This is a genomic window from Pseudomonas sp. S35 (genome assembly GCF_009866765.1).
Lineage (GTDB): Bacteria > Pseudomonadota > Gammaproteobacteria > Pseudomonadales > Pseudomonadaceae > Aquipseudomonas.
Genome location: NZ_CP019431.1, coordinates 4,060,064 through 4,080,369, shown reverse-complemented (window position 1 = coordinate 4,080,369; position 20,306 = coordinate 4,060,064). Strand labels below are relative to the sequence as shown.

Genomic DNA, 20,306 nt, shown 5'->3' with positions numbered 1-20,306 from the left:
TCGAGGTCGCTTACTGTAGGGCGCTCGCCGCAATTTGACCAATACAGAAGGGCGCGGCCAGCGATCTCGAAAAGGCATTGAGCACAGGTAATCCTGTCCAGACTGGCAGATTCTCCCTCAGTGACTAACCTTCTACACAGCATTCACTCCTGTACAAGGATTTGGGGCAGTGAAGGGACGAGCAGTATTGACAGTCATGGGCGCGATGCTCTGCAGCACGGTTTACGCGGCGCAACTGCAAGTTGTGGTATGTATCGATGTGCAGCGGGGCTGCCAGTTGGTGGGCACCACCCGCAGCGCTGGCATCGAACAACTTGGCGTCTTGGATTTTGGCAGCGGCCCGCGTCTGGATGACCCGGCCGGGCCCTTGAGTGCGGCCTTGATCAGCCAGCGCCAGCCGCGCCTGGAATGCAACCCCGATACCCCGTACCAGATGCGCGTCGATGGCGGGCTGAACGGCGGTACTGGCGAGGTGCGTTACCTCAGCACTGGTACGCCCTCCAACAAACCCATTCCTTACCGTATTTATGCCGATGCTGCGCGGCGCATTCCGTTGCCGGTGAATGTGCCGCTCAGTGGCCGGGTGCCCGACTCAGGCTCCGTCGACCTGCCGCTGTATGGTCGTATCGAACCGCTCAAGGACATCCCCGCCGTCGGCCGTTACACCGACTTGCTCAAGGTCACGGTCACATGGTGAGCCGTGGCTGGACCCTGGTGGCTATGGGTGGCCTGTTGCTATTGGCCGAAGACGCCCGTGCCGCGGTGGCCAGCGGGTTCATCCAGGCCCGCATGGTGATCACTGCCAGTTGCGAAGTGAGCAAGGGCAACGACACCGCACCGGTCAGTCCGACGGGCGGCACAGCCATGCTGGACTTTGGCAGCCAGGGGCCTACGTGGAGCAATCCTTTGGGCGCAGGCATTTCGAGCGGCGATAACGCACCGCTCACGGTGTCATGCAACCCGACGGTCGCCAGTTTCACGGTGACCATCGACGGCGGCACCAACGCCGTCGGCACCACCCGGCGCCTGAGCAATGGCCGCCAGACGATCCCTTATCAATTGATGGCCGACCCGTTGGGGCGCGTCCCCTACACCATCGGCCAGCAACGCAGTTTTGTAGCCACTAATGGCACGCAAATGACCATCCCGGTGTGGGGCGCCGTGGTGGCCAATACCACAGCCCTCCCGGCAGGTACCTACACCGATACATTGACGGTGACACTGGATTGGTAAATCAAAAGGATGACGATCATGCATGCACTTGTATCTCGACTCGGCGTTTGTGCACTGGGCCTGGCGATGGCCTCCAGCCTGAACGCGGCCACCACGGTGACCGGCCAGATCACCTCCAGCCTGACACTGATTGCCAGTTGCCAGGTCAACGGCTCTGGAGCGGCCACCGGCCTGAACTTCGGTAGCCTGAACTTCGGCACCACCAACAGCCTGTTTACCAATGCCGACGCCCAATTGCAGGCCGGCACCGGCACCGGCGGCGCGCTGTCGATCCTATGTTCCAGCGGCACCACGCCAGCGGTGAAGGTGCGTGCCGGGGCACATGACGGTGCGTCTCCCGGTGGCACCCGGGCGCTGGCCGACGGTGCGGGTAACTTCGTGCCGTACGATTTCTACACCGACAGCGGCCACTCGGCGCTGCTGGCGATTGACGGGGTGATCACCCTCGCCACCAGCACCGGCGTGGCGCAAACCGTGAACCTCTATGGTCGGGCGGTGGGCAAGGCCGGGCTGCCGGCGGGCACGTACTCCGACACGGTGGCGGTTGAACTGACGTTCTAATGAACTGGCTCCGCGCGTTGCTGGCCTGTGGGCTGGCGGTGCCGCTGCCGTTGGCGGCAGTGACCAGCCAGAGCTTCCAGGTAAGCGCGACGATTACGCCGGGCTGCCTGATCGTTGGTGGCAGTGCCAACTACGGTGCACTGAACTACGGCAGTTATTCGGCGCTGGCCACCAGCACGGTGACGGCGGCATTGACCGGCGGTGTGACCCTGCAATGCACGCCGGGGGTGGCGCTGAGCATGAGTGTCGACGGCGGGCTGCATAACAGCAGCGGGCGCAATCTGCAGCTCAACAGCGGCAGTGCGCGAGTGGCTTACCAGCTGTTTCGCGATGCGGCGTTTAGCCAGAGCCTGGGGGTCAGCCAGAGCGTAAGCGTGACGTACAGCGATGCAAACAACATCCGCCTGCCGATCTATGGGCGGGTGGTATTACCGGGCAATCAGCCTGGGGGGACGTACAGCGACACGCTGCAGGTGCAGCTGACGTGGTAGGGCTTATCGGTATAAGGAGTGGTTTTATGCGTTCACCATCCCAGCGGCTGTGGGCCGCGGGTATTGCCTTGGGGGCGTTGTGCACGGCGGGGTGGGTGCACGCCGCCAGTTCGGTGCTGATCTGGCCGATCGACCCGGTGCTGGAGGCGGATCAACAGGCCAGCGCCCTGTGGCTGGAAAACCGCGGGACGGAAACCGCGAGCCTGCAGATTCGCGTATTTGCCTGGAGCCAGGGTGGCTTCGACGAGCAGTACCAGAACCAGCGCGATGTGATCGGCAGCCCACCGGTGGCCAGGATCGAGCCGGGGCAAAAGCAACTGGTGCGCCTGACCCGTACCCGTGAAGTGCCGCCGGGCCAGGAGTTGGCGTATCGCATCATCATTGATGAAATCCCCTCGCCGTTGCAGGTGCCCACGCCGCCGGAAGGCAAGAACACCGCAGCGGCCATTCGCTTCCAGATGCGCTACTCGGTGCCGCTGTTTGCCTACGGCGCCGGGCTGTGGAGCAAGGAGGACGCGACGCGTCAGCGTGACCCGCAAGGCGCGGGCAAGCCGGACCTGAGTTGGCACAAGGTCACGGTGGCCGGGCGCAACTACATCGAGGTGCGCAACCAAGGCGCGGTGCATGCGCGGCTGACCGACGCCTCGTTCAAGCAGGGCGGGCAGACCCGGCCGCTGGTGGAGGGTTTGCTGGGTTACGTGCTGCCCGGTGCGACCATGCGTTGGCCGGTGCCGGATGCTGTGTCGGCCGATCAGCCGTTGCAGGTGCGCGTCAACGGCGCTGCGCAGGTGGAGAGCCTGGCGCCGAAGCGTTGAAGGTAGTGTAGCGGGGCGGGGAAGCTCCGGGTTTTAAGCGGATGGAGATGTCCATTGAAGGACACAACGCCATGGTGAGTCGTGGTTGGGCTCGTCATCTATGGCTGTCGGTGGCGGTAAGCGGTTTGTGGGGTGCGGCGTTGGCCGGTGACCTGCCACCGCCGCCGAGCAGTATGGAGGCTGTCGCCGATGCACAGCTGTTTCTGGAGCTGGTGGTCAACCAGATGGGCACCGGCCGCGTCATCGCGGTCGATCAGCGTGCCGGGCAATTGTATGTGCCGGTTGGCGCGCTGCAGGACGTGGGCATGAAGCTGCCCGGCGAACTCAGCGGCAGCGTTGCGCTGGACAGAATCCCCGGCCTGCACAGCGATTACGACAGCAGCGGCCAGCGCCTGCTGATCGACGTGCCGCCGGCGTGGTTGCAGGAACAGTTCATCGGCAACCGCAACACCTATCCGCGCACCCAGGCCATGAGCAGCTTTGGCGCCTTGCTCAACTACGACCTGTATTTCAACGACACCGACGAGGGCGGCAGCTACCTCGCGGCCTGGAACGAAGTGCGGCTGTTCGACAACTGGGGCACCTTGTCCAACACCGGGCAGGTCCGCCAGACCCTGGCAGGCGGTATCAACGACAGTACCCTCAACAATGGTTACCGTCGCTACGACACCACTTGGCGCTTCTCTGATGATGAACGGATGCTCACCTACGAAGCAGGTGACGTGATCAGCGGTTCGCTGCCCTGGAGCAGTTCGGTGCGCTTGGGCGGGGTGCAGTTCTCACGCGACTTTGCGGTGCGCCCCGACCTGGTCACTTACCCCTTGCCGCAATTTGCCGGCGAGGCGGCGGTGCCGTCATCGGTGGATTTGTTCATCAACGGCTACAAATCCGAAAGCGCGTTGCTGCAGCCGGGCCCCTATACCCTGACCAATATCCCGTTTATCAATGGTGCGGGTGAAGCCGTGGTGGTGACCACCGATGCCCTTGGCCGCCAGGTGTCCACCACGGTGCCGTTCTACGTCACCAGCACGTTGCTGCAACAAGGCCTGACGGATTTTTCGGTGGCGGTCGGGACGTTGCGCCGCGACTACACCGTGCGCGATTTTTCCTACGGTCCAGGGGTGACCAGCGCGACGTTGCGTTACGGTTATTCCGACAACCTCACCTTAGAGAGCCACGCCGAAGCGTCCAGTGACCTGACCCTCGGCGGCCTGGGCGGCAACCTGCGACTGGGCAATTTTGGTGTGCTCAACACCGCACTCAGCCAGAGCCAGTTCGAAGGCCGCAACGGCCAGCAACTGAGCCTGGGTTATCAGTACAACAGCACGCATTACAGCCTGTCCTACCAACGGGTCGAGCGGCGTGACGACTACGCTGACCTGACGTTGGTCGACACGCCTTACGCCAGCCTCAGCAAGCGCAGTGAGCAAGTGACCCTGAGCCTTAACCTGGAGCGCTTCGGCAGTGTGGGCCTGGGCTATTTCGACGTGCAGGCGGCGGACGACTCGCGCACGCGTCTGCTCAACTTGAGCTGGAGCAAGCCGCTGTGGCGCAACACCAGTTTCTACCTGTCGGCCAACCGCGAGATCGGCGATAGCAACTGGGCCATGCAGGCGCAACTGGTGATCCCCTTCGACCTCAACGGCAGCCTCGCGCTGAGCACCGAGCGCGGCAAGGACGGCACTTCGCGTCAACGGGTCAATTACAGCAGCGCGGTGCCCAGCCAAGGTGGGTTCGGCTACAACCTGGGGTATGCCCAGGGCGATGCCCCCAGCTATCGGCAGGCTGACCTGACTTGGCGTCTGCAGTCGGTGCAACTGCAGGCCGGCGTGTACGGCAGCAGCGATGCCGAGACACGCTGGGCGGATGCCAGCGGCTCTCTGGTGTGGATGGGCGGCGACACCTTTGCCGCCAACCGCATCAATGATGCGTTTGTGGTGGTCAGCACCCAGGGCTTTGCCGGGATCCCGGTGCGTTACGAGAACCAACTGGTGGGTGAGACCGACCGCAACGGGCATTTGCTGGTGCCGTGGAGCAGCGCGTACTACCGGGGCAAGTATGAAATCGACCCACTGAACCTACCGCTCAATGTGCAGAGCCCCAACGTGGAACAACGGGTCTCGGTACGCCGGGGTGCGGGTTATTTGCTGGAGTTCCCGCTGCGCCGGGTGCTCGCGGCCAGCGTCACCTTGGTGGACAACGGGCATCAGGAACTGCCCCTGGGCAGCCTGGTGGTGCATGAGCAAAGCGGCCAGCAGGCCGTCGTGGGGTGGGATGGTTTGGTGTACCTGGAGAACCTCTCGGCCCATAACACCTTGCAGGTGACGGTAGGAGAAGGGCGTACCTGCCAGGCGACATTCGATATCGATGAGCAACAACAAGGCGTGCCGCTGATCGGGCCGTTGGTGTGCCAATGACGCGCCGGGGATGGCTGTTGTTGGCGCTGCTGTTTTCGGGGCAGGCTATGGCGGCGTGTTCGGTGGTCACGACCGCTCCGGCCAGCTTCGGCTCGATCAGTTCGATGACGGTGCGTACCGCCGCGCAGACCAGCTCCACCGCCAACGCCGGGTTGAGCTGCACGTCGGCGCTGATTTCACTGCTGGTGTCTTCTGATCACTTCTACGCCACGATCACCTCGGCCCAGAGCGGTATGGTCGGGCCAACCGGTGATGTCATCGGTTATACGATCTATGGCAACAACAGCAGCAGTTTCCCGATTACCCGAGGCACGCAATTCGATTTTGGTGGGGCCGGTGGCATCGCCCAGGCGATAGGACTGATCGGGGGGCCAGGCTCGAAAACCGTGCCGCTGTACCTGAGCAGTATCACCGGCAGCAATGTGGCCGCAGGCCTGTATACCGAGACGTTGAACATCGCCTGGAACTGGAACTATTGCTCGGGGATCGGCATTGGCGGCATCTGCCTGGGGCGTGACGTCGGCAATGCTGTCGCGACCTTGACGGTCAGCATGACCGTCACCAACGACTGCCAGATCACTGCGCCCAACATCAGCTTTGGCAGTGCCCCGGTGATCAGCGGGTTTGCCGCCGTGACCGGGCAAACCATCAACATTGCCTGCACCAAGGGCAGTGCCTACACCGTGGGCCTGAGCGATGGCCAGAATCCGGTGGGTGTGGGCGGGCGGCGGCGCATGCTCTCGGGTGGCAATTACCTGGCCTACGACATTTTCAAAAGCGCCGGTACCACGCGCTGGGGCAGTGTCGGTGCAGCACGGCGCGCCAGTTCCACGGCCGAGGTCAACCCCGGCAATGGCCTGGGCATCGGCAGTCAAGTGTTCAACTACAACGCAAAGATCTACACCGACCAGACCACGCCACCAGCGGGCACCTATCTGGACAACGTGGTACTGGATGTCGGTTTCTAGAAACTCAGCAGCGGCGGGGGCGCCTGATCCGTCGGGCTGACCACCGCATAGTTGTAGCCATCGCCGGACCAGTATTGCGCCTGCAGCCCATCCGCCGTGCGGTTGCCTCGGGGCAGGAAGCCATTGTCCGGGCCGGGTGGGCGGATGTAGAAGCTGATGCGCCGACCTTGCGGGTCTTCATACAGCACCATCGCGGCGGCGCCTTGCTCGGTGGTGAGCAGGCGCCCGCTCACCGGTTTGAAGCCCGATGGGCTCAAGTCCGGCAGGCGGTGGGCCTGGTTGAAGTAGCGGTCGAGCCACGCCTGCATCGTGCCGCGGTCCTGGGCGCTGTAGTCGGCGGGCATGATGCCCTCCTGGGCAAACAGGCGGAACGCTTGCATCGCGTCGGCCATCGGCAGCATGGGGGCCTGGGTGGCTTCACGGGCATGCCAGCCGCCGAGCCCTCCAAGGCTCACGGCGATCAGTAGCACCGCGGCCGTGGCGAGGTGGCGGCGTGATTGGTGCTTGATGCGCTGGCGTATCAGCGCTGGGTCCAGGGCTGGGTTGGCCGGCTGTTGCAGGGCGCCGCTCAATGACGCACGCAGTAACTGAGCGTCTTGTTGCCAGGCCTGCACCTGGGCCGCGACGTCGGGGTGGGCGGCGAGCCACGTGTCGAGGACACGGCGATCATTCTCCAGGAGTTGGTGATCGACGTAGGCATGCAGGTCGCGTTCGCTGGGGGGCAGGCTGATCATTTGAGTATCCGCAGGGAAGGGCTGGTTATTTCGCCATCGCTCAGTTGGCGCAAGGCTTGGCGCGCCCGGGACAAGCGTGACATCACGGTGCCTAGCGGCACATCGAGTATTTCTGCGACCTCCTTGTAGCTCAGGCCCTCGACCGACACCCATAACAGCAACGCACGCTGCTCGGTGTTGAGTTGATCGAAGGCTTGCAGGGTCGATTGGGCGATCACCGTGCGCTCCACCGACGGCTGCGCGTCATCGCGGCCGGTAAAAAACTCCAGCATGCGTGCATAGCGCCGGGTGCGGCGGTGGGCGTCGAGGAACTGGCGGTAGAGGATCGAGAACAGCCACGCACGCAGATCGCCCTCGACACGTTTGTCGGCCCAGCGGGAGATCGCCCGTTCCAGGGTCGCCTGTACCAGATCGTCAGCGCTGCTGGCGTTACGGGTCAGGGACACGGCAAAACGCCGCAACCTGGGGATGAGTTCACGTAACGGTTCGTCGAGTTCATGCATGGGTATCTGGCTGGTCACTACGCTGGGACTAGAGAGACGCCCGACGTTGGCGGTTATTCCAAGCCGCGAAAAATAAATCCGCGGCCAGGGAATAGGCTGGGTCGGCATTCGTCTCAATGCTCCGACCTTATGTTTACCCCCTAAGGCCTTTGGCCCAGGAGTTTGTTCATGGTAGATCACTCATCACCGCCACGTCCCCCATTGAGCACTGCGAGCCTGATCGCGCGTCTTGCCGGTATTGGGGCCGTGGTTGCGGTTGTTGCGGGGGCGTTTGCCTACGTCAATGGCACTCTCGACCCACAACGTCTGCGCCCGAAAACCCTGGTCAATGCCCTGGAAACCAACAACGGCGTGCATCCCGGCTTTCGGCGCAACCATGCCAAGGGCGTGTGCGTGGCCGGGTATTTCGAGAGCAGCCCAGACGCCCGTGCCTATTCCAGCGCCCAGGTGTTCAGCGAGGCCAAGACCCCAGTGATGGGTCGACTTGCCTTGCCCAGCGGCAACCCCTATGCGCCGGACAGCAGTGTGCCGATCCGCAGTTTTGCCGTGCAGTTCAACCAGGCCAACGGCCAGCAATGGCGCACGGGCATGAACAGCATGCCGGTGTTCCCAGTGGGCACGCCCGAGGCGTTCTACCAGATGCTCAAGGCCGGTGCGCCCGACCCGGCCACCGGCAAGCCGAACCCGGCGAATATGCCAGCTTTTTTTGCCGCCCATCCCGAGACAGCGCCGTTTCTGGCGTGGGTCAAGACCGCCAAGCCATCGGCCAGCTATGCCACCGAAACCTATAACGGCATCAACGCGTTTTACCTGGTGAGCGCCGATGGCAAGCGCCAGGCGGTGCGCTGGGGCGTGGTGCCGCAGAGCCAGGACGCGGCGGGCGATGCCGCAGCGCCTGGGGCGGATTTTCTGGAGAAAGACCTGGTGCAGCGCCTGGCAGCAGGACCCTTGCGTTGGCAGTTGAACATGACCCTGGCCAACCCCGGTGACCCGCTCGACGACGCCAGCAAGACCTGGACCGGCGAACACAAGGTGTTGAACGCCGGCACCTTGGTGCTGCAAAGCAGCCAGCCCCAGGCCGACGGAGATTGCCGCGATATCAACTTCGATCCGCTGATTCTGCCCAGCGGCATCGAAGCTTCCAATGACCCGTTGCTGGCCGCACGTTCGGCGGCGTATGCCAGCTCTTACTTGCGTCGCGCCGGTGAAGTCAGCCCGCTGCACAGTGCCCCTCAGGAGTTGAAGCCATGAACGTCCAACCTCGGTTTTTCGCGCCGTTTGCGCGCCTCCTGCATTGGCTGATGGCGCTGATGATCATCGCCATGCTGTTTATCGGTGCGGGGCTGGCGGCGTCGGTGTCAGAGCGGCATGAGTGGTTGATCCACCTGCACAAGCCGTTGGGGATCGCCATCCTGGCGCTGGTGATCGTGCGCTTGGCGGTACGGTTCTCCACGCGGCAACCGCCGTTGCCAGCTGACTTGCCGCAGTGGCAAGTGCTGGCGGCCAAGGCATCCCACGTGTTGCTGTACGCCTTGATGCTGGTGTTGCCACTGTTGGGCTGGGCGATGATTTCGGCGGCGGGCGATCCGGTGATGCTCAGCAGTTCGGTGCAGTTGCCGGCGTTGGTCGGGGCGAATGCGCCGTTGTTTGCGCTGTTACGCAAGGCCCACGGGTATTTGGCGTACCTGCTGTTCTTGACGGTGCTGTTGCACCTGGCGGCGGCGTTGTTCCATGGGTGGGTTCGCCGCGATGGTGTGTTGCAAAGCATGACCGGCACCAAGCACTGATCGAGCTTTTGTGAAGAGCGCGCTTGTTGTGGCCTGCAAGCTCGCTCACCACACTGTATCGATCTGCCTCAACCGGCAGTCAGCGCAGGACGCTGACGATATCGGCCACGGTGCTCAATACGTCCTTGCCCAGTTGCTTGGAGCGTTCACCCGACCAGCCGGTTCTCGGGTTGGGCGCGTCGTCGTTGTCCTTGAATGGCATTTCCAGGGTCAGGGACAAGCAGTCGTACTTCTCGCCGACGGCATTGCAGGCCAGGGTCATATTGGCTTCACCCGGCAGGTCGCGGGTGTAGCCATGGGCGGTCTGGAAGTCTCGGGTCAATGCGCTCAAATGTCGGCGGAAGTGATTTTCCAGCGCCTCAATGCGCGGCGTATAGCCGGGGTTGCCTTCGCACGCGGCGGTAAATACGTAGGGGATTTCTTCGTCGCCGTGGATGTCGAGGAACAGGTCGACACCGTACTGTTCCATCTGCTGCTGTACGAACAACACTTCCGGGCTGAACTCCTGGCTGGCGCTCTGCCAGGCGCGATTGAGGTCCTGGCCCATGGCGTTGGTACGCAGATGACCGTGGAAGGCGCCGTCGGGGTTCATGTTCGGCACCAGGTACAGGTCGGCAACAGCCAGGAGACTTCTCATTTCGGCATCGCCGTCCTTTTGCAGGCGCTCGATGATGCCTTCCATAAACCACTCGGCCATGTGCTCGCCGGGGTGCTGTTGGGCGATGATCCACACATTGCGTCGACCTTCTGCGCCTTTGCCACGGCGCAGCAACTGGATGTCGCGACCTTCGACACTTTTACCGGTAGCCAGCAGCTTTGTGGCGGCGTACCGCTGTGCCTGGTCAATCAACCAGTCATGACGTTCGCGGGGGTAGGGTTCGAAGTAGGCAAACCAGGCATGTTTTTCGCGGGTTTCGAGGCTGATGTGCAGGATTTCACCGTCGAACCGCGTGGGTACTCTGAACCAGTTGACGTGGTCATAAGACGCCACGGCGTTGTAGCCGCTCCAGGCATGCTTGTACGAAGAGCCTCCAGCGTTGCTCAAGCGAAAGCTGTGGGTATGACCCACATGCATGCCTTCGGCCTTGAAATGGAACCATTGGAAATGGTGGCTGCGGGTGTCGGGTTTGATTGCCAGCAATAACTGATAGGCATCGCTGGCGTCGAGCACCTGGATATTGCCGCTGTCGAAGTCGGTGCTGATCTTGATGGAGGTCAAGGCCACGGTCATAGTCTGGTTGCCTGAATATGAGTGTTGTGGCGGTTATATTACACAGGAGTCTGGTAAAGACTGGATGCAAAATTGTTGCGGGGAGGAGGGGGCGTCGTCCATGACGCCGCGGCAGCTTAGAATCTATGAGATTGATTCTCAAGCGCTATTTCGCAGAGATCGGCGCTAGAGCGTTCGACCGGCTTTCTTTTGACGATGGTCTTTTGCTACCATGCGCGCCATCAAGCAACACACAGTCTTCATTAGCCTGAAGCCATGCCAGGAAAACTGGCAAAAAAAAGACCCGGCCAAAGAGCCGGGTCAAAAACCGTGATTAGCCTGATGAGGAGATATTCCAAGAGTCCGACCTAAGGTCTCTTGGCCTATCGACTGATCTCGCGATCAGCTGGGTCCAATAATAATCATTATCATTTGCAAGTCAAATGTTTTTATCCGTTGGATAGAAATATTTTTCTTTCGCGCCCCTCAGGTGCTCGCCTGAGCCCCCGCCGTGTGTAACGAACGCTCGACCATCGCCTTCGCCATATCAATCAAGAACACCACAGAAAACGCCAGGTCCCGCTGATTGCCTTGTTGGCTATTCGCCGATTCATAGGCCGTGGCCGCTGCGCTGCGCAACAGGTCTGAGGCGTGCACCAGCGCTTCCTCCTGGCTGATGCCAGGTTTAATGGCGAAGAACGTTTCGTCGGGCGTGCGCGCCGACATATCCTCTTTCAAGTGCAGGTCCCACGCACGTCGTGCTGCGCAGCGGTTGGGCCGGCCGTGCAACTCATCGTTTTCAGGTGTTTCAGGCAGGTGATGCGGGCTCGTAGTCATAAGGGGCGGTACTCTGATTGGGTGTCGAAAACCTTATGCCTGATGATAGTACGCCGTGTATTTGTGTCGTTTTATGGATTACTACAAAGTGTTTATTGCCTGGAAAAATACCTGACGTATTGTCCTGCACCATGGATAACTGGATCGCGTTGGTCAAAGCCAACATGAAAGACCGTAAGGTCACACAAGGTGAGTTGGCCGAACGCTTGGGCATGTCCCAGGGCGGCGTCGGCCATTGGCTCAACAAGCGCCGCCTGCCGAGCCAGGCGGACATGAACCGGGTGCTGGTGGCGCTGGGGTTGGGCTACCTGGAAGTGGTCCAGCAGGTGCGCGAGAAGACCGACGAAGCACCGACCCTGGCGACCCAATACAACCCGTATTTCCGCTACCCGATAATCGATTGGCAAAGCCTGTGTGAAACCCGCGAAGAGCGCCCCGCCTACGGTGCGCTGCGTTATGAACTGACGGATTACCATGCGCGGGGCGACGCCTTCTGGCTACCGGTGACCGGTGACGCCATGACCGCGCCCAGTGGGCTGAGCATCGCGGCGGGCATGATGATTCTGGTCGACCCGGCCATCGCTGCCGAGCCCGGCAGGCTGGTGGTCGCTCAATGGGCTGACCGGCCCCACGCGACTTTCCGCCAACTACTGGAAGAGAGCGGCCAGCGTTACCTGGTGCCGCTCAACCCCACCTATCCGAAGCAGTTGTTCAGTGTCGATTGCCGCATCCTCGGTGTGGTCGTGCAGGCCACGGTGAAGTTCTAGTCCGCCGTTTCAAGCTCCACCAGCGCGCAACCTTCGGCAACCATTTCCCCTTCCTGGCAGAACAGCGCCTTGACCACTCCGGCCTGGGGCGCGCGGATGCTGTGCTCCATCTTCATTGCCTCCAAAACCACCAGTTGTGTGCCAGCTTCCACGGCCTGGCCCACATCCACCAGCACCCGCACGATGCTGCCGTTCATCGGCGCCGTGAGGCCGCCCTGGTGAGACTGGTTGGCCTCCACCGCTGCGATCGGGTCAAATAGGCTCACGCCATGCATCTCACCGTCCCAGCGCAAGAACACTGACCCTTCACGACGTACCGCCAGATGTGAACGACGCACACCCTGGCGGTCGATCAGCAACTGTTCGCCGTGCAACTGCGCGGTGTCGCCAGCCAGTCTCACCAGTCGATCCTGGCCATTGCAGCTCAGATGCAGCGAGACCTCAGTGGGCAAGCCTGCGCGAAACCCACCTGTGCTCGCCCACGGCCCTTCACCCAGCGGCAAACTCTGTACGAAGGCCGACCCCGCCGCTTGCCAGAACTCATCGCTCAACTCACCGGGCGTGGGCAGCAGTTCATCCTGGTAACGCGCAATAAATCCGGTATCCAGTTGTGCCGCCGCAAACGAAGGGTGCCCGATGATGTGCCGCAGGAAACCCAGGTTGGTCTTCAAACCACCAATGGCAAATTCATCGAGCATGCTCAGCAGTCGCAACCGCGCCTGTTCACGGTCCTCGCCCCAGGCAATCAGCTTGCCGAGCATTGGATCATAGAAGGGCGAGACGCTGTCCCCTTGCTCGATGCCGCTGTCCACCCGACGTCCCGGGCCAGCAGCGGATTCGCGGTACAGCGTCAGGTGGCCGGTGACAGGTAGGAAATCGTTGACCGGGTCTTCGGCATACAAGCGCACTTCGATTGCATGGCCGATTAGTGGCACCTGCTCTTGGGTCATCGGCAGTGCCTCGCCCTGGGCGACCCGGATTTGCCAAGCCACCAGGTCCAGGCCGGTAATGGCTTCGGTCACGGGGTGTTCCACTTGCAGGCGCGTGTTCATCTCCATAAAGAAAAACTCGCCACGGGCGTCCAACAGAAACTCCACCGTGCCTGCGCCCACGTAGCCAATGGCCTGGGCTGCACGTACAGCGGCTTCGCCCATGGCCTTGCGCTGCTCACCACTGAACCCGGGTGCCGGCGCTTCCTCAACGACCTTTTGGTGGCGACGTTGAATCGAGCAATCGCGTTCGTTGAGGTACAGGCAATGCCCATGCTGATCGGCAAATACCTGAATCTCTACGTGGCGTGGCTTGAGCAGGTATTTCTCCACCAGCATCTGCCCATTGCCAAAGGACGACAGCGCCTCACGCTGGGCCGACGCCAGCGCTTCGGCGAGTTGGTCAACATGCTCGACCACCTTCATGCCCTTGCCGCCGCCCCCGGCCGTAGCCTTGAGCAGCACCGGGTAGCCGATGCGCTCACAGGCCGCCCGGAACGTATCCAAGTCTTGTGCGTCGCCGTGATAACCCGGCACCAGTGGCACACCGGCGGTTTCCATCAGTGCCTTGGCCGCCGATTTACTGCCCATGGCGTCGATGGCCGAGGCGGGTGGGCCGAGGAAGATCAGGCCCGCGGCTTCAATCGCCCGGGCAAAGCCGGCGTTTTCCGACAGGAAGCCGTAGCCCGGATGAATGGCTTGGGCGCCACTGGCCAGGGCAGCAGCAATGATTTTGTCGATCTGCAGATAGCTTTCCGTGGCTTTGCTGCCGCCCAGGTCGACACAGATATCCGCCTCGCGACTGTGCCGCGCATCGCGGTCGATGGCGCTGTGCACGGCGACCGTAGTCAAACCCAGGGCCTTGGCGGTGCGCATCACCCGGCAGGCAATCTCACCGCGATTGGCCACCAACACAGTGGTCAGTGTGCTCATGAACGTGGCTCCTGTGGCTGCCAACTGGGTGCGCGTTTTTGCAGGAAGGCTCTTAACCCTTCCTGGCCCTCGGCGCTGACGCGAATCCGTGCGATGGCGTTTTCGCAATAGCGACGCAGGGCAGGCGTGAGCGCGCCGTTGCCCACTTCGCGCAGCAGGTCTTTACTGGCGCGCATCGCTGCCGGGCTGTTTTGCAATAGGTTGGCGCTCCAGCGTTCCACTTGCGTATCCAGTTCGACCGCCGGGTAGCTTTCCGCCAGCAGGCCGATGTCCCGCGCACGTTGGCCGCCAAAGCGTTCGGCGGTGAGGGCGTAGCGCCGCGCCGCGCGTTCGCCGATGGCCTGCACCACGAAGGGGCTGATCACTGCCGGTGCCAGGCCAATGCGCACTTCCGACAGGCAGAACTGCGCATCATCGGCGCCTATCGCCATGTCGCAGCAACTGATCAAGCCCAGCGCGCCGCCGTAGGCCGCACCTTGGACCACTGCCAGGGTCGGGATTTTGAGTTTGGCCAGGTTGTACATCAGCTCTGCCAGTTCGCGAGCGTCATCCAGGTTGGTGTGGTAATCCAGCTCTGCCGACTGCTGCATCCAGGCCAGGTCGGCACCGGCGCTGAAATGCTTGCCGCGCCCGCGCAGCACCAGAAAACGCAGGGATGGGTCGCCTTGTACGTGATCCAGGGCAATGATCAGTTCGCGGATCATTTGGGCATTGAACGCGTTGTTCTTGGCTTCGCGACTGAGCCACAGGGTGGCAAAGCCACGGCTGTCGGTGATCAGTTCGAGGGTGTTGAAATCGCTCATGGGGGACAGCTCCAATTACATGCGGAACACACCGAAGCGGCTCGGCTCGATGGGGGCGTTCAAGGAGGCGGACAGCGCCAGGGCCAGCACCTCGCGGGTCTGCTGCGGGTCGATGACACCGTCATCCCACAGGCGGGCGCTGGAATAGTAGGGATGGCCCTGGGTTTCATACTGGTCGAGGATCGGTTGCTTGATCGCGGCCTCTTCATCGGCACTGAACACGTTGCCGGCCCGTTCGGCCTGCTCGCGCTTGACCTGCACCAGTACGCCCGCTGCTTGTTCAGCGCCCATTACACCAATGCGTGCGTTCGGCCACATCCATAAAAAGCGTGGGTCGTAAGCACGGCCACACATACCGTAGTTACCCGCACCGAAACTGCCGCCGATGATCACCGTGAATTTGGGCACCTTGGCGCAGGCCACGGCCGTGACCAGCTTGGCGCCGTGCTTGGCGATGCCGCCTGCTTCGTACTTTTGCCCGACCATAAAGCCGGTGATGTTCTGTAAAAACAGCAGTGGAATCCCGCGCTGGCAGGCCAGTTCGATAAAGTGCGCGCCTTTCTGCGCCGCTTCGGCGAACAGAATCCCGTTGTTGCCCAGGATCGCAATCGGGTAGCCGTGCAAATGCGCGAAGCCGCACACCAGCGTGGTGCCGAAAAGCGCCTTGAACTCATCGAACACCGAACCGTCCACCAGCCGCGCAATCACTTCACGTACATCGAACGGCTGCTTGGCGTCGGCCGAGATCACGCCGTACAGCTCCTCAGCCGCATACAACGGCGCCACCGCTGCGCGTTGCACCAACTGGCCCTGCTTGCGCCAATTGAGGTTGGCCACGCTGCGCCGGGCCAGGGCCAAGGCGTGTTCGTCGCTGTCGGCATAATGGTCGGCCACCCCGGAGATCTTGCAGTGCACATCGGCACCGCCCAGGTCTTCGGCGCTGACCACTTCACCGGTGGCCGCCTTCACCAGCGGCGGGCCAGCGAGGAAGATGGTGGCCTGCTGGCGCACCATGATCGCCTCGTCGGCCATGGCCGGCACATAGGCGCCGCCGGCGGTGCACGAGCCCATCACCACGGCGATCTGCGGGATGCCCTGGGCGCTCATGTTGGCCTGGTTGAAGAAGATCCGCCCGAAGTGCTCGCGGTCGGGAAACACTTCGTCCTGGCGCGGCAGGTTGGCGCCGCCGGAGTCCACCAGGTAGATGCAGGGCAGGCGGTTCTGCTCGGCGATGGTCTGGGCGCGCAGGTGCTTTTTGACGGTCAGTGGGTAATAGGAACCGCCTTTCACCGTGGCGTCGTTGGCGACGATCATGCACTCGATGCCTTCCACCCTGCCAATTCCGGCAATCACGCCGGCGGCGGGCACGTCCTCGCCATACACCTGGTAGGCGGCCAGTTGGCTGAGTTCAAGGAACGGCGAGCCCGGGTCGAGCAGGCGATTGATGCGCTCGCGTGGCAGCAGTTTACCCCGCGAGGTATGCCGCTCCTGCGCCTTGGCGCCACCGCCTTGCTGCACGTGGGCGAGCAGGGTGTGCAGGGCGTCGACCTGTTGGCGCATCGCTGCGCTATTGGCGCAAAACTGCGCCGAACGTGGGTTGAGTTGGGTGTGCAAGGTGGCCATGACGTGCTCCTTCAGCGGGTTTCGTTGAAGAGTTCGCGACCGATCAGCATCCGGCGAATCTCACTGGTGCCGGCGCCAATTTCGTACAGCTTGGCGTCGCGCAGCAGGCGCCCGGCGGGGAATTCATTGATGTAGCCGTTGCCGCCCAGGATCTGGATCGCATCCAGGGCCATCTGCGTGGCGCGCTCGGCGCTGTAGAGGATCACCCCGGCGGCGTCCTTGCGGGTGGTCTCGCCGCGTTCGCAGGCCTGGGCCACTGCGTAGAGGTAGGCGCGGCTGGCGTTGAGTTGGGTGTACATGTCGGCGACCTTGCCCTGGATCAGCTGGAATTCGCCGATGCTCTGGCCGAACTGCTTGCGGTCGTGGATATACGGCACGATCAGGTCCATGCAGGCCTGCATGATCCCGGTGGGGCCGCCGGACAGCACCACGCGCTCGTAGTCGAGGCCGCTCATCAGCACTTTCACGCCACCGTTGAGCGCGCCGAGGATGTTTTCTTCAGGCACTTCAACGTCATCGAAAAACAACTCGCAGGTGTTGGAGCCGCGCATGCCCAGCTTGTCGAACTTGCTGCTGCGGCTGAAGCCTTTCCAGTCGCGCTCGACGATGAACGCAGTGATGCCGTGAGGGCCTTTTTCCAGGTCGGTCTTGGCGTAGATCACGTAGGTGTTGGCGTCGGGGCCGTTGGTGATCCAGGTCTTGCTGCCGTTGAGCACATAGTGGTCGCCGCGTTTGTCGGCGCGCAGTTTCATCGAGACCACATCGGAGCCGGCGTTGGGCTCGCTCATGGCGAGCGCGCCGACGTGTTCACCGCTGATCAGTTGGGGCAGGTACTTGAGTTTCTGTTCGTGGTTGCCGTTGCGGTTGATCTGGTTCACGCACAAGTTGGAATGGGCGCCATAGGACAGTGCCACCGAGGCCGACCCCCGGCTGATCTCTTCCATGGTCACCACGTGGGCCAGGTAGCCCAGGCCCGCGCCGCCGTATTCTTCGGCGACGGTGATGCCCAGCAGGCCCATGTCACCGAACTTGCGCCACAGGTCGGCGGGGAACAGGTTGTCACTGTCGATCTGGGCCGCGCGGGGCGCGACCTCCTTGGCCACGAAGGACTGCACCTGGTCGCGCAGCATGTCGATGGTTTCACCGAGGGCGAAGTTCAGGGACGGGTAACTCATGGACAGGCACCTTAATGTCAGCGTTGTTGTTGTGTGGATGGCGCGCCAGAGGAGGGCGCTCACCTTTACGTTAACGTAAGCTTGCGTTAAGGCGCTGTCAATCGTAGTTTACGTATACGTCAACCTACAAAAAAGACAACAGGGGGTCGTTATGGATCAACCACACCCGAGCTACAGCCGTGGCTCGCAGGATAAGCCCTTACTGGCCATGACCATTGGCCAGGCCTTCGATCCGAGGGTGAAGCCCTGGTGGTGTGCCATCAGCAACGCCGCTACACCTGGCGGCAACTGGCCGAGACGGTTGAGTTGCACACCCGTGCATTCCTGGCCTTGGGCATGCAGGCCGGCGACCGCCTGGGTATCTGGGCGCCCAATTGTGCCGAGTGGTGCATCAGCCAGATCGCCAGCGCCAAGCTCGGGGTGATCCTGGTCAATATCAACCCGGCGTATCGCAGCAGCGAGCAGGAATATGTGCTCAAGCAATCCGGCTGCCAGTGGCTGGTGCGCGCCGCGTGACCACCGTCGGCCGCACACCGGCGATCTGGCCAGCATGGATGAACACGGATACGTGTGCATTGCCGGGCGCAACAAGGACATGATCATTCGGGGCGGCGAGAACGTTTACCCCCGCGAGTTGGAGGAGTTTTTCTTCACTCACCCGGCGGTGGCTGACGTGCAGATCATTGGTATTGCGGATGAGCGCTACGGCGAGGAGATCGTCGCCTGGGTCAAGTTCCATCCCGGCCATGTGGCCAACGCGCTGGAACTGCAAACCGGGTGCAAGGGCCGCATCGCGCATTTCAAGACGCCCAGGTATTTAAAATTCGTGGAGGCGTTTGCGATGACGGTGACGGGCAAGATCCAGAAATTGCGCATGCGGGAGATCTCCATCCAAGAGCTGGGAACGCCGTCCAAGTAACGTCACATGACTTGTGGAAGGGGGCTTGCCCCCGATAGCGGTGGATCAGTTGCCGAGTGAGTTGACTGGCACTCCACAGATCAGTGAATCCCGGAAAGCACAAAGGGAACCCGAAGGTTCCCTTTAATTTGTCGTTGCGTGCTCTTTTTTTATTATTGAGGGGCGGTCTATTGTTGTTTTTGGCAACCGTTACCCTTTACCGCTGTTTTTGGCGACCCCCATCCGAGGTCAAGAGCAAACGTATTTTTTTGAGCGCTGATCTGCTTCTTCGCACGCGATCCAACCAGTGGGTAGCTACCTGAGGTAGTTTTATTTTTCTCTATCCGGTTGCGGGTTTCGGCACGCCGTACCCTGCGAAGCACATCTTCTCCAAAAAAATCTGTTAGCTGCGTCTCTGCCGTGTTGTTTTTGTTATGTCAGAGTCGTTTCGTCTTATTTTTATTAGGTTTGGCGCTTTTTATTCTTGTTATGCCATAGAGATAGCAGAAGCCGTGCCAACTTTTGAAAGTCCTTTAAAATCAATGAGTTGATTTTTATGTGGGAAATGTCGGGCAGCAAATGCGACAAAATATGTTCCCGTGTTACTCGATCTGTAGGTGTGCGGTAACACATTGTCACGGCTACGCTACTCAACCGGCTGTCCGCGCCTTGGCCACGCGTGAACCGGTGGGGCGACCCACCACATGGCTGATTTGCAGCCCTGCGCGAATCAAGGCCTCCAGATCGATCCCGGTGTCGATCCCCAATCCGTCGAGCAGGTACACCACATCCTCGGTGGCGACGTTACCGCTGGCGCCCTTGGCGTAGGGGCACCCACCGAGGCCCGCGATAGAGCTGTCGAACACGTTGATCCCCTCCAGCAGGCTGGCGTAGATATTCGCGAGTGCCTGGCCGTAGGTGTCGTGGAAGTGGCCCGCCAACTTGTCCCGAGGCACCTGGGCGCCGACCACCTCGAACAACCGCCGCGTGGCACCCGCCGTGCCGGTGCCGATGGTGTCGCCCAAGGACACCTCATAGCAGCCCATGGCGTACAACTCTTGCGCCACTGCGGCCACCTGTTCCGGGGCAACCGAGCCTTCATACGGGCAGCCCAGCACGCAGGACACATAGCCACGCACACTCACCCCATGCTGCTTGGCCGCCGTCATGATCGGTGCAAACCGCGCCAGGCTGTCGCTGATCGAACAGTTGATATTGCGCTGGGAAAACGCCTCGGACGCCGCCGCAAACACCGCGACTTCCTTCACCCCCGCCGCCAGCGCATCCTCAAAGCCGCGCAGGTTCGGCGCCAGCGCGCCATAGGTCACGCCGGGCTTGCGCTGGATTTGCGCAAACACCTCGGCAGAACCGGCCATCTGCGGCACCCACTTGGGCGAAACAAAGCTGCCGACTTCGATGTAGCTCAAGCCGGCAGCGCTGAGGGCATCCACCAGTTGCACCTTGTCGGCCACGCTGATGGGCTGGGCTTCGTTCTGCAAACCGTCGCGCGGGCCGACTTCCACCAGGCGCACGTGTGAGGGGAGGGGCATGGCAGTCACCTT

General features: G+C 61.9%; 20 protein-coding genes and 1 pseudogene. 12 read left to right on the top strand and 9 right to left on the bottom strand.

Annotated elements, in window-relative coordinates; genetic code table 11:
* Nucleotides 1-205 precede the first annotated feature (205 nt).
* From PspS35_RS18090 to PspS35_RS18060, 7 genes are all read left to right on the top strand, one after another.
* Nucleotides 206-697, top strand: a complete 492-nt coding sequence (locus PspS35_RS18090; RefSeq protein WP_174244876.1) for a spore coat U domain-containing protein — start codon at nucleotides 206-208, stop codon at nucleotides 695-697.
* Nucleotides 691-1,233 (top strand): spore coat U domain-containing protein, encoded by a 543-nt coding sequence (locus PspS35_RS18085; RefSeq protein ID WP_159936165.1) that lies wholly within the window; start codon nucleotides 691-693, stop codon nucleotides 1,231-1,233. Before PspS35_RS18090 ends, PspS35_RS18085 begins: the two co-directional genes overlap by 7 nt.
* Nucleotides 1,234-1,251: 18 nt before the next feature.
* Entirely contained in the window at nucleotides 1,252-1,794 is a 543-nt protein-coding gene (locus PspS35_RS18080) for a spore coat protein U domain-containing protein (RefSeq protein ID WP_159936164.1), read from the top strand.
* A complete protein-coding gene (locus PspS35_RS18075; RefSeq protein ID WP_159936163.1) occupies nucleotides 1,794-2,285 on the top strand; it encodes a spore coat U domain-containing protein in 492 nt (163 codons plus the stop codon). The genes PspS35_RS18080 and PspS35_RS18075 overlap by 1 nt, the downstream gene beginning before the upstream one ends.
* A gap of 26 nt (nucleotides 2,286-2,311) precedes the next feature.
* Complete coding sequence (locus PspS35_RS18070) at nucleotides 2,312-3,100, top strand: molecular chaperone (RefSeq protein WP_159936162.1); 789 nt, start codon at nucleotides 2,312-2,314, stop codon at nucleotides 3,098-3,100.
* A gap of 71 nt (nucleotides 3,101-3,171) precedes the next feature.
* Nucleotides 3,172-5,517 (top strand): fimbria/pilus outer membrane usher protein, encoded by a 2,346-nt coding sequence (locus PspS35_RS18065; RefSeq protein WP_159938068.1) that lies wholly within the window; start codon nucleotides 3,172-3,174, stop codon nucleotides 5,515-5,517.
* Nucleotides 5,514-6,485, top strand: coding sequence for a spore coat U domain-containing protein (locus PspS35_RS18060; protein ID WP_159936161.1), 972 nt, complete (start codon nucleotides 5,514-5,516; stop codon nucleotides 6,483-6,485). The genes PspS35_RS18065 and PspS35_RS18060 overlap by 4 nt, the downstream gene beginning before the upstream one ends.
* Here PspS35_RS18060 and PspS35_RS18055 read toward each other — a convergent pair.
* The gene (locus tag PspS35_RS18055; RefSeq protein ID WP_159936160.1) at nucleotides 6,482-7,219 is read right to left on the bottom strand and encodes an anti-sigma factor; all 738 of its coding nucleotides are present in this window, start codon (nucleotides 7,217-7,219) and stop codon (nucleotides 6,482-6,484) included. The genes PspS35_RS18060 and PspS35_RS18055 overlap by 4 nt on opposite strands.
* Nucleotides 7,216-7,722 (bottom strand): sigma-70 family RNA polymerase sigma factor, encoded by a 507-nt coding sequence (locus tag PspS35_RS18050; protein WP_159936159.1) that lies wholly within the window; start codon nucleotides 7,720-7,722, stop codon nucleotides 7,216-7,218. Before PspS35_RS18050 ends, PspS35_RS18055 begins: the two co-directional genes overlap by 4 nt.
* A 168-nt stretch (nucleotides 7,723-7,890) precedes the next feature.
* Between PspS35_RS18050 and PspS35_RS18045 the strand changes: the two genes are divergently transcribed.
* Complete coding sequence (locus PspS35_RS18045) at nucleotides 7,891-8,973, top strand: catalase family peroxidase (RefSeq protein ID WP_159936158.1); 1,083 nt, start codon at nucleotides 7,891-7,893, stop codon at nucleotides 8,971-8,973.
* The gene (locus PspS35_RS18040; RefSeq protein ID WP_159936157.1) at nucleotides 8,970-9,509 is read left to right on the top strand and encodes a cytochrome b; all 540 of its coding nucleotides are present in this window, start codon (nucleotides 8,970-8,972) and stop codon (nucleotides 9,507-9,509) included. Before PspS35_RS18045 ends, PspS35_RS18040 begins: the two co-directional genes overlap by 4 nt.
* Before the next feature lie 79 nt (nucleotides 9,510-9,588).
* Here PspS35_RS18040 and PspS35_RS18035 read toward each other — a convergent pair whose 3' ends face one another.
* Both PspS35_RS18035 and PspS35_RS18030 read right to left on the bottom strand, forming a co-directional pair.
* A complete protein-coding gene (locus PspS35_RS18035; RefSeq protein ID WP_159936156.1) occupies nucleotides 9,589-10,740 on the bottom strand; it encodes a M14-type cytosolic carboxypeptidase in 1,152 nt (383 codons plus the stop codon).
* A 465-nt stretch (nucleotides 10,741-11,205) separates the two neighbouring features.
* Nucleotides 11,206-11,556 carry a DUF3077 domain-containing protein gene (locus PspS35_RS18030; RefSeq protein WP_159936155.1) on the bottom strand — a complete coding sequence of 117 codons (351 nt, stop codon included), beginning with the start codon at nucleotides 11,554-11,556 and terminating at the stop codon, nucleotides 11,206-11,208.
* Nucleotides 11,557-11,687: 131 nt separating this feature from the next.
* Between PspS35_RS18030 and PspS35_RS18025 the strand changes: the two genes are divergently transcribed.
* Nucleotides 11,688-12,323 carry a LexA family transcriptional regulator gene (locus PspS35_RS18025; RefSeq protein ID WP_159936154.1) on the top strand — a complete coding sequence of 212 codons (636 nt, stop codon included), beginning with the start codon at nucleotides 11,688-11,690 and terminating at the stop codon, nucleotides 12,321-12,323.
* Here the strand turns inward: PspS35_RS18025 and PspS35_RS18020 are convergent.
* Genes PspS35_RS18020 through PspS35_RS18005 form a run of 4 tightly spaced genes read right to left on the bottom strand, consistent with a single transcriptional unit; the run spans nucleotide 12,320 to nucleotide 17,846 of the window.
* Entirely contained in the window at nucleotides 12,320-14,245 is a 1,926-nt protein-coding gene (locus PspS35_RS18020) for an acetyl/propionyl/methylcrotonyl-CoA carboxylase subunit alpha (RefSeq protein ID WP_159936153.1), read from the bottom strand. The two genes, PspS35_RS18025 and PspS35_RS18020, sit on opposite strands and share 4 nt — an antisense overlap.
* A complete protein-coding gene (locus PspS35_RS18015) occupies nucleotides 14,242-15,048 on the bottom strand; it encodes a gamma-carboxygeranoyl-CoA hydratase (protein ID WP_159936152.1) in 807 nt (268 codons plus the stop codon). The genes PspS35_RS18020 and PspS35_RS18015 overlap by 4 nt, the downstream gene beginning before the upstream one ends.
* 15 nt (nucleotides 15,049-15,063) lie before the next feature.
* Complete coding sequence (locus tag PspS35_RS18010) at nucleotides 15,064-16,671, bottom strand: carboxyl transferase domain-containing protein (protein WP_159936151.1); 1,608 nt, start codon at nucleotides 16,669-16,671, stop codon at nucleotides 15,064-15,066.
* Between the two features lie 11 nt (nucleotides 16,672-16,682).
* A complete protein-coding gene (locus PspS35_RS18005) occupies nucleotides 16,683-17,846 on the bottom strand; it encodes an isovaleryl-CoA dehydrogenase (protein WP_159936150.1) in 1,164 nt (387 codons plus the stop codon).
* 249 nt (nucleotides 17,847-18,095) lie between these two features.
* Between PspS35_RS18005 and PspS35_RS30375 the strand changes: the two genes are divergently transcribed.
* Nucleotides 18,096-18,362, top strand: a complete 267-nt coding sequence (locus PspS35_RS30375; protein ID WP_238785883.1) for an AMP-binding protein — start codon at nucleotides 18,096-18,098, stop codon at nucleotides 18,360-18,362.
* A 13-nt stretch (nucleotides 18,363-18,375) separates the two neighbouring features.
* Nucleotides 18,376-18,765, top strand: a pseudogene (locus tag PspS35_RS30370) (AMP-binding protein); the annotation flags it as partial.
* Between the two features lie 629 nt (nucleotides 18,766-19,394).
* On the opposite strand, the gene PspS35_RS17995 reads toward PspS35_RS30370, so the two are convergent.
* Complete coding sequence (locus PspS35_RS17995; RefSeq protein WP_159936149.1) at nucleotides 19,395-20,294, bottom strand: hydroxymethylglutaryl-CoA lyase; 900 nt, start codon at nucleotides 20,292-20,294, stop codon at nucleotides 19,395-19,397.
* Between the last annotated feature and the right edge of the window lie 12 nt (nucleotides 20,295-20,306).

Excerpts from the sequence above, each read along its gene's own strand:
- PspS35_RS18090 (WP_174244876.1), top strand. The coding sequence starts at position 206 with ATGCTCTGCAGCACGGTTTACGCGGCGCAACTGCAAGTTGTGGTATGT.
- PspS35_RS18085 (WP_159936165.1), top strand. The coding sequence starts at position 691 with ATGGTGAGCCGTGGCTGGACCCTGGTGGCTATGGGTGGCCTGTTGCTA.
- PspS35_RS18080 (WP_159936164.1), top strand. The coding sequence starts at position 1,252 with ATGCATGCACTTGTATCTCGACTCGGCGTTTGTGCACTGGGCCTGGCG.
- PspS35_RS18075 (WP_159936163.1), top strand. The coding sequence starts at position 1,794 with ATGAACTGGCTCCGCGCGTTGCTGGCCTGTGGGCTGGCGGTGCCGCTG.
- PspS35_RS18070 (WP_159936162.1), top strand. The coding sequence starts at position 2,312 with ATGCGTTCACCATCCCAGCGGCTGTGGGCCGCGGGTATTGCCTTGGGG.
- PspS35_RS18065 (WP_159938068.1), top strand. The coding sequence starts at position 3,172 with ATGGTGAGTCGTGGTTGGGCTCGTCATCTATGGCTGTCGGTGGCGGTA.
- PspS35_RS18060 (WP_159936161.1), top strand. The coding sequence starts at position 5,514 with ATGACGCGCCGGGGATGGCTGTTGTTGGCGCTGCTGTTTTCGGGGCAG.
- PspS35_RS18055 (WP_159936160.1), bottom strand. The coding sequence starts at position 7,219 with ATGATCAGCCTGCCCCCCAGCGAACGCGACCTGCATGCCTACGTCGAT.
- PspS35_RS18050 (WP_159936159.1), bottom strand. The coding sequence starts at position 7,722 with ATGCATGAACTCGACGAACCGTTACGTGAACTCATCCCCAGGTTGCGG.
- PspS35_RS18045 (WP_159936158.1), top strand. The coding sequence starts at position 7,891 with ATGGTAGATCACTCATCACCGCCACGTCCCCCATTGAGCACTGCGAGC.
- PspS35_RS18040 (WP_159936157.1), top strand. The coding sequence starts at position 8,970 with ATGAACGTCCAACCTCGGTTTTTCGCGCCGTTTGCGCGCCTCCTGCAT.
- PspS35_RS18035 (WP_159936156.1), bottom strand. The coding sequence starts at position 10,740 with ATGACCGTGGCCTTGACCTCCATCAAGATCAGCACCGACTTCGACAGC.
- PspS35_RS18030 (WP_159936155.1), bottom strand. The coding sequence starts at position 11,556 with ATGACTACGAGCCCGCATCACCTGCCTGAAACACCTGAAAACGATGAG.
- PspS35_RS18025 (WP_159936154.1), top strand. The coding sequence starts at position 11,688 with ATGGATAACTGGATCGCGTTGGTCAAAGCCAACATGAAAGACCGTAAG.
- PspS35_RS18020 (WP_159936153.1), bottom strand. The coding sequence starts at position 14,245 with ATGAGCACACTGACCACTGTGTTGGTGGCCAATCGCGGTGAGATTGCC.
- PspS35_RS18015 (WP_159936152.1), bottom strand. The coding sequence starts at position 15,048 with ATGAGCGATTTCAACACCCTCGAACTGATCACCGACAGCCGTGGCTTT.
- PspS35_RS18010 (WP_159936151.1), bottom strand. The coding sequence starts at position 16,671 with ATGGCCACCTTGCACACCCAACTCAACCCACGTTCGGCGCAGTTTTGC.
- PspS35_RS18005 (WP_159936150.1), bottom strand. The coding sequence starts at position 17,846 with ATGAGTTACCCGTCCCTGAACTTCGCCCTCGGTGAAACCATCGACATG.
- PspS35_RS17995 (WP_159936149.1), bottom strand. The coding sequence starts at position 20,294 with ATGCCCCTCCCCTCACACGTGCGCCTGGTGGAAGTCGGCCCGCGCGAC.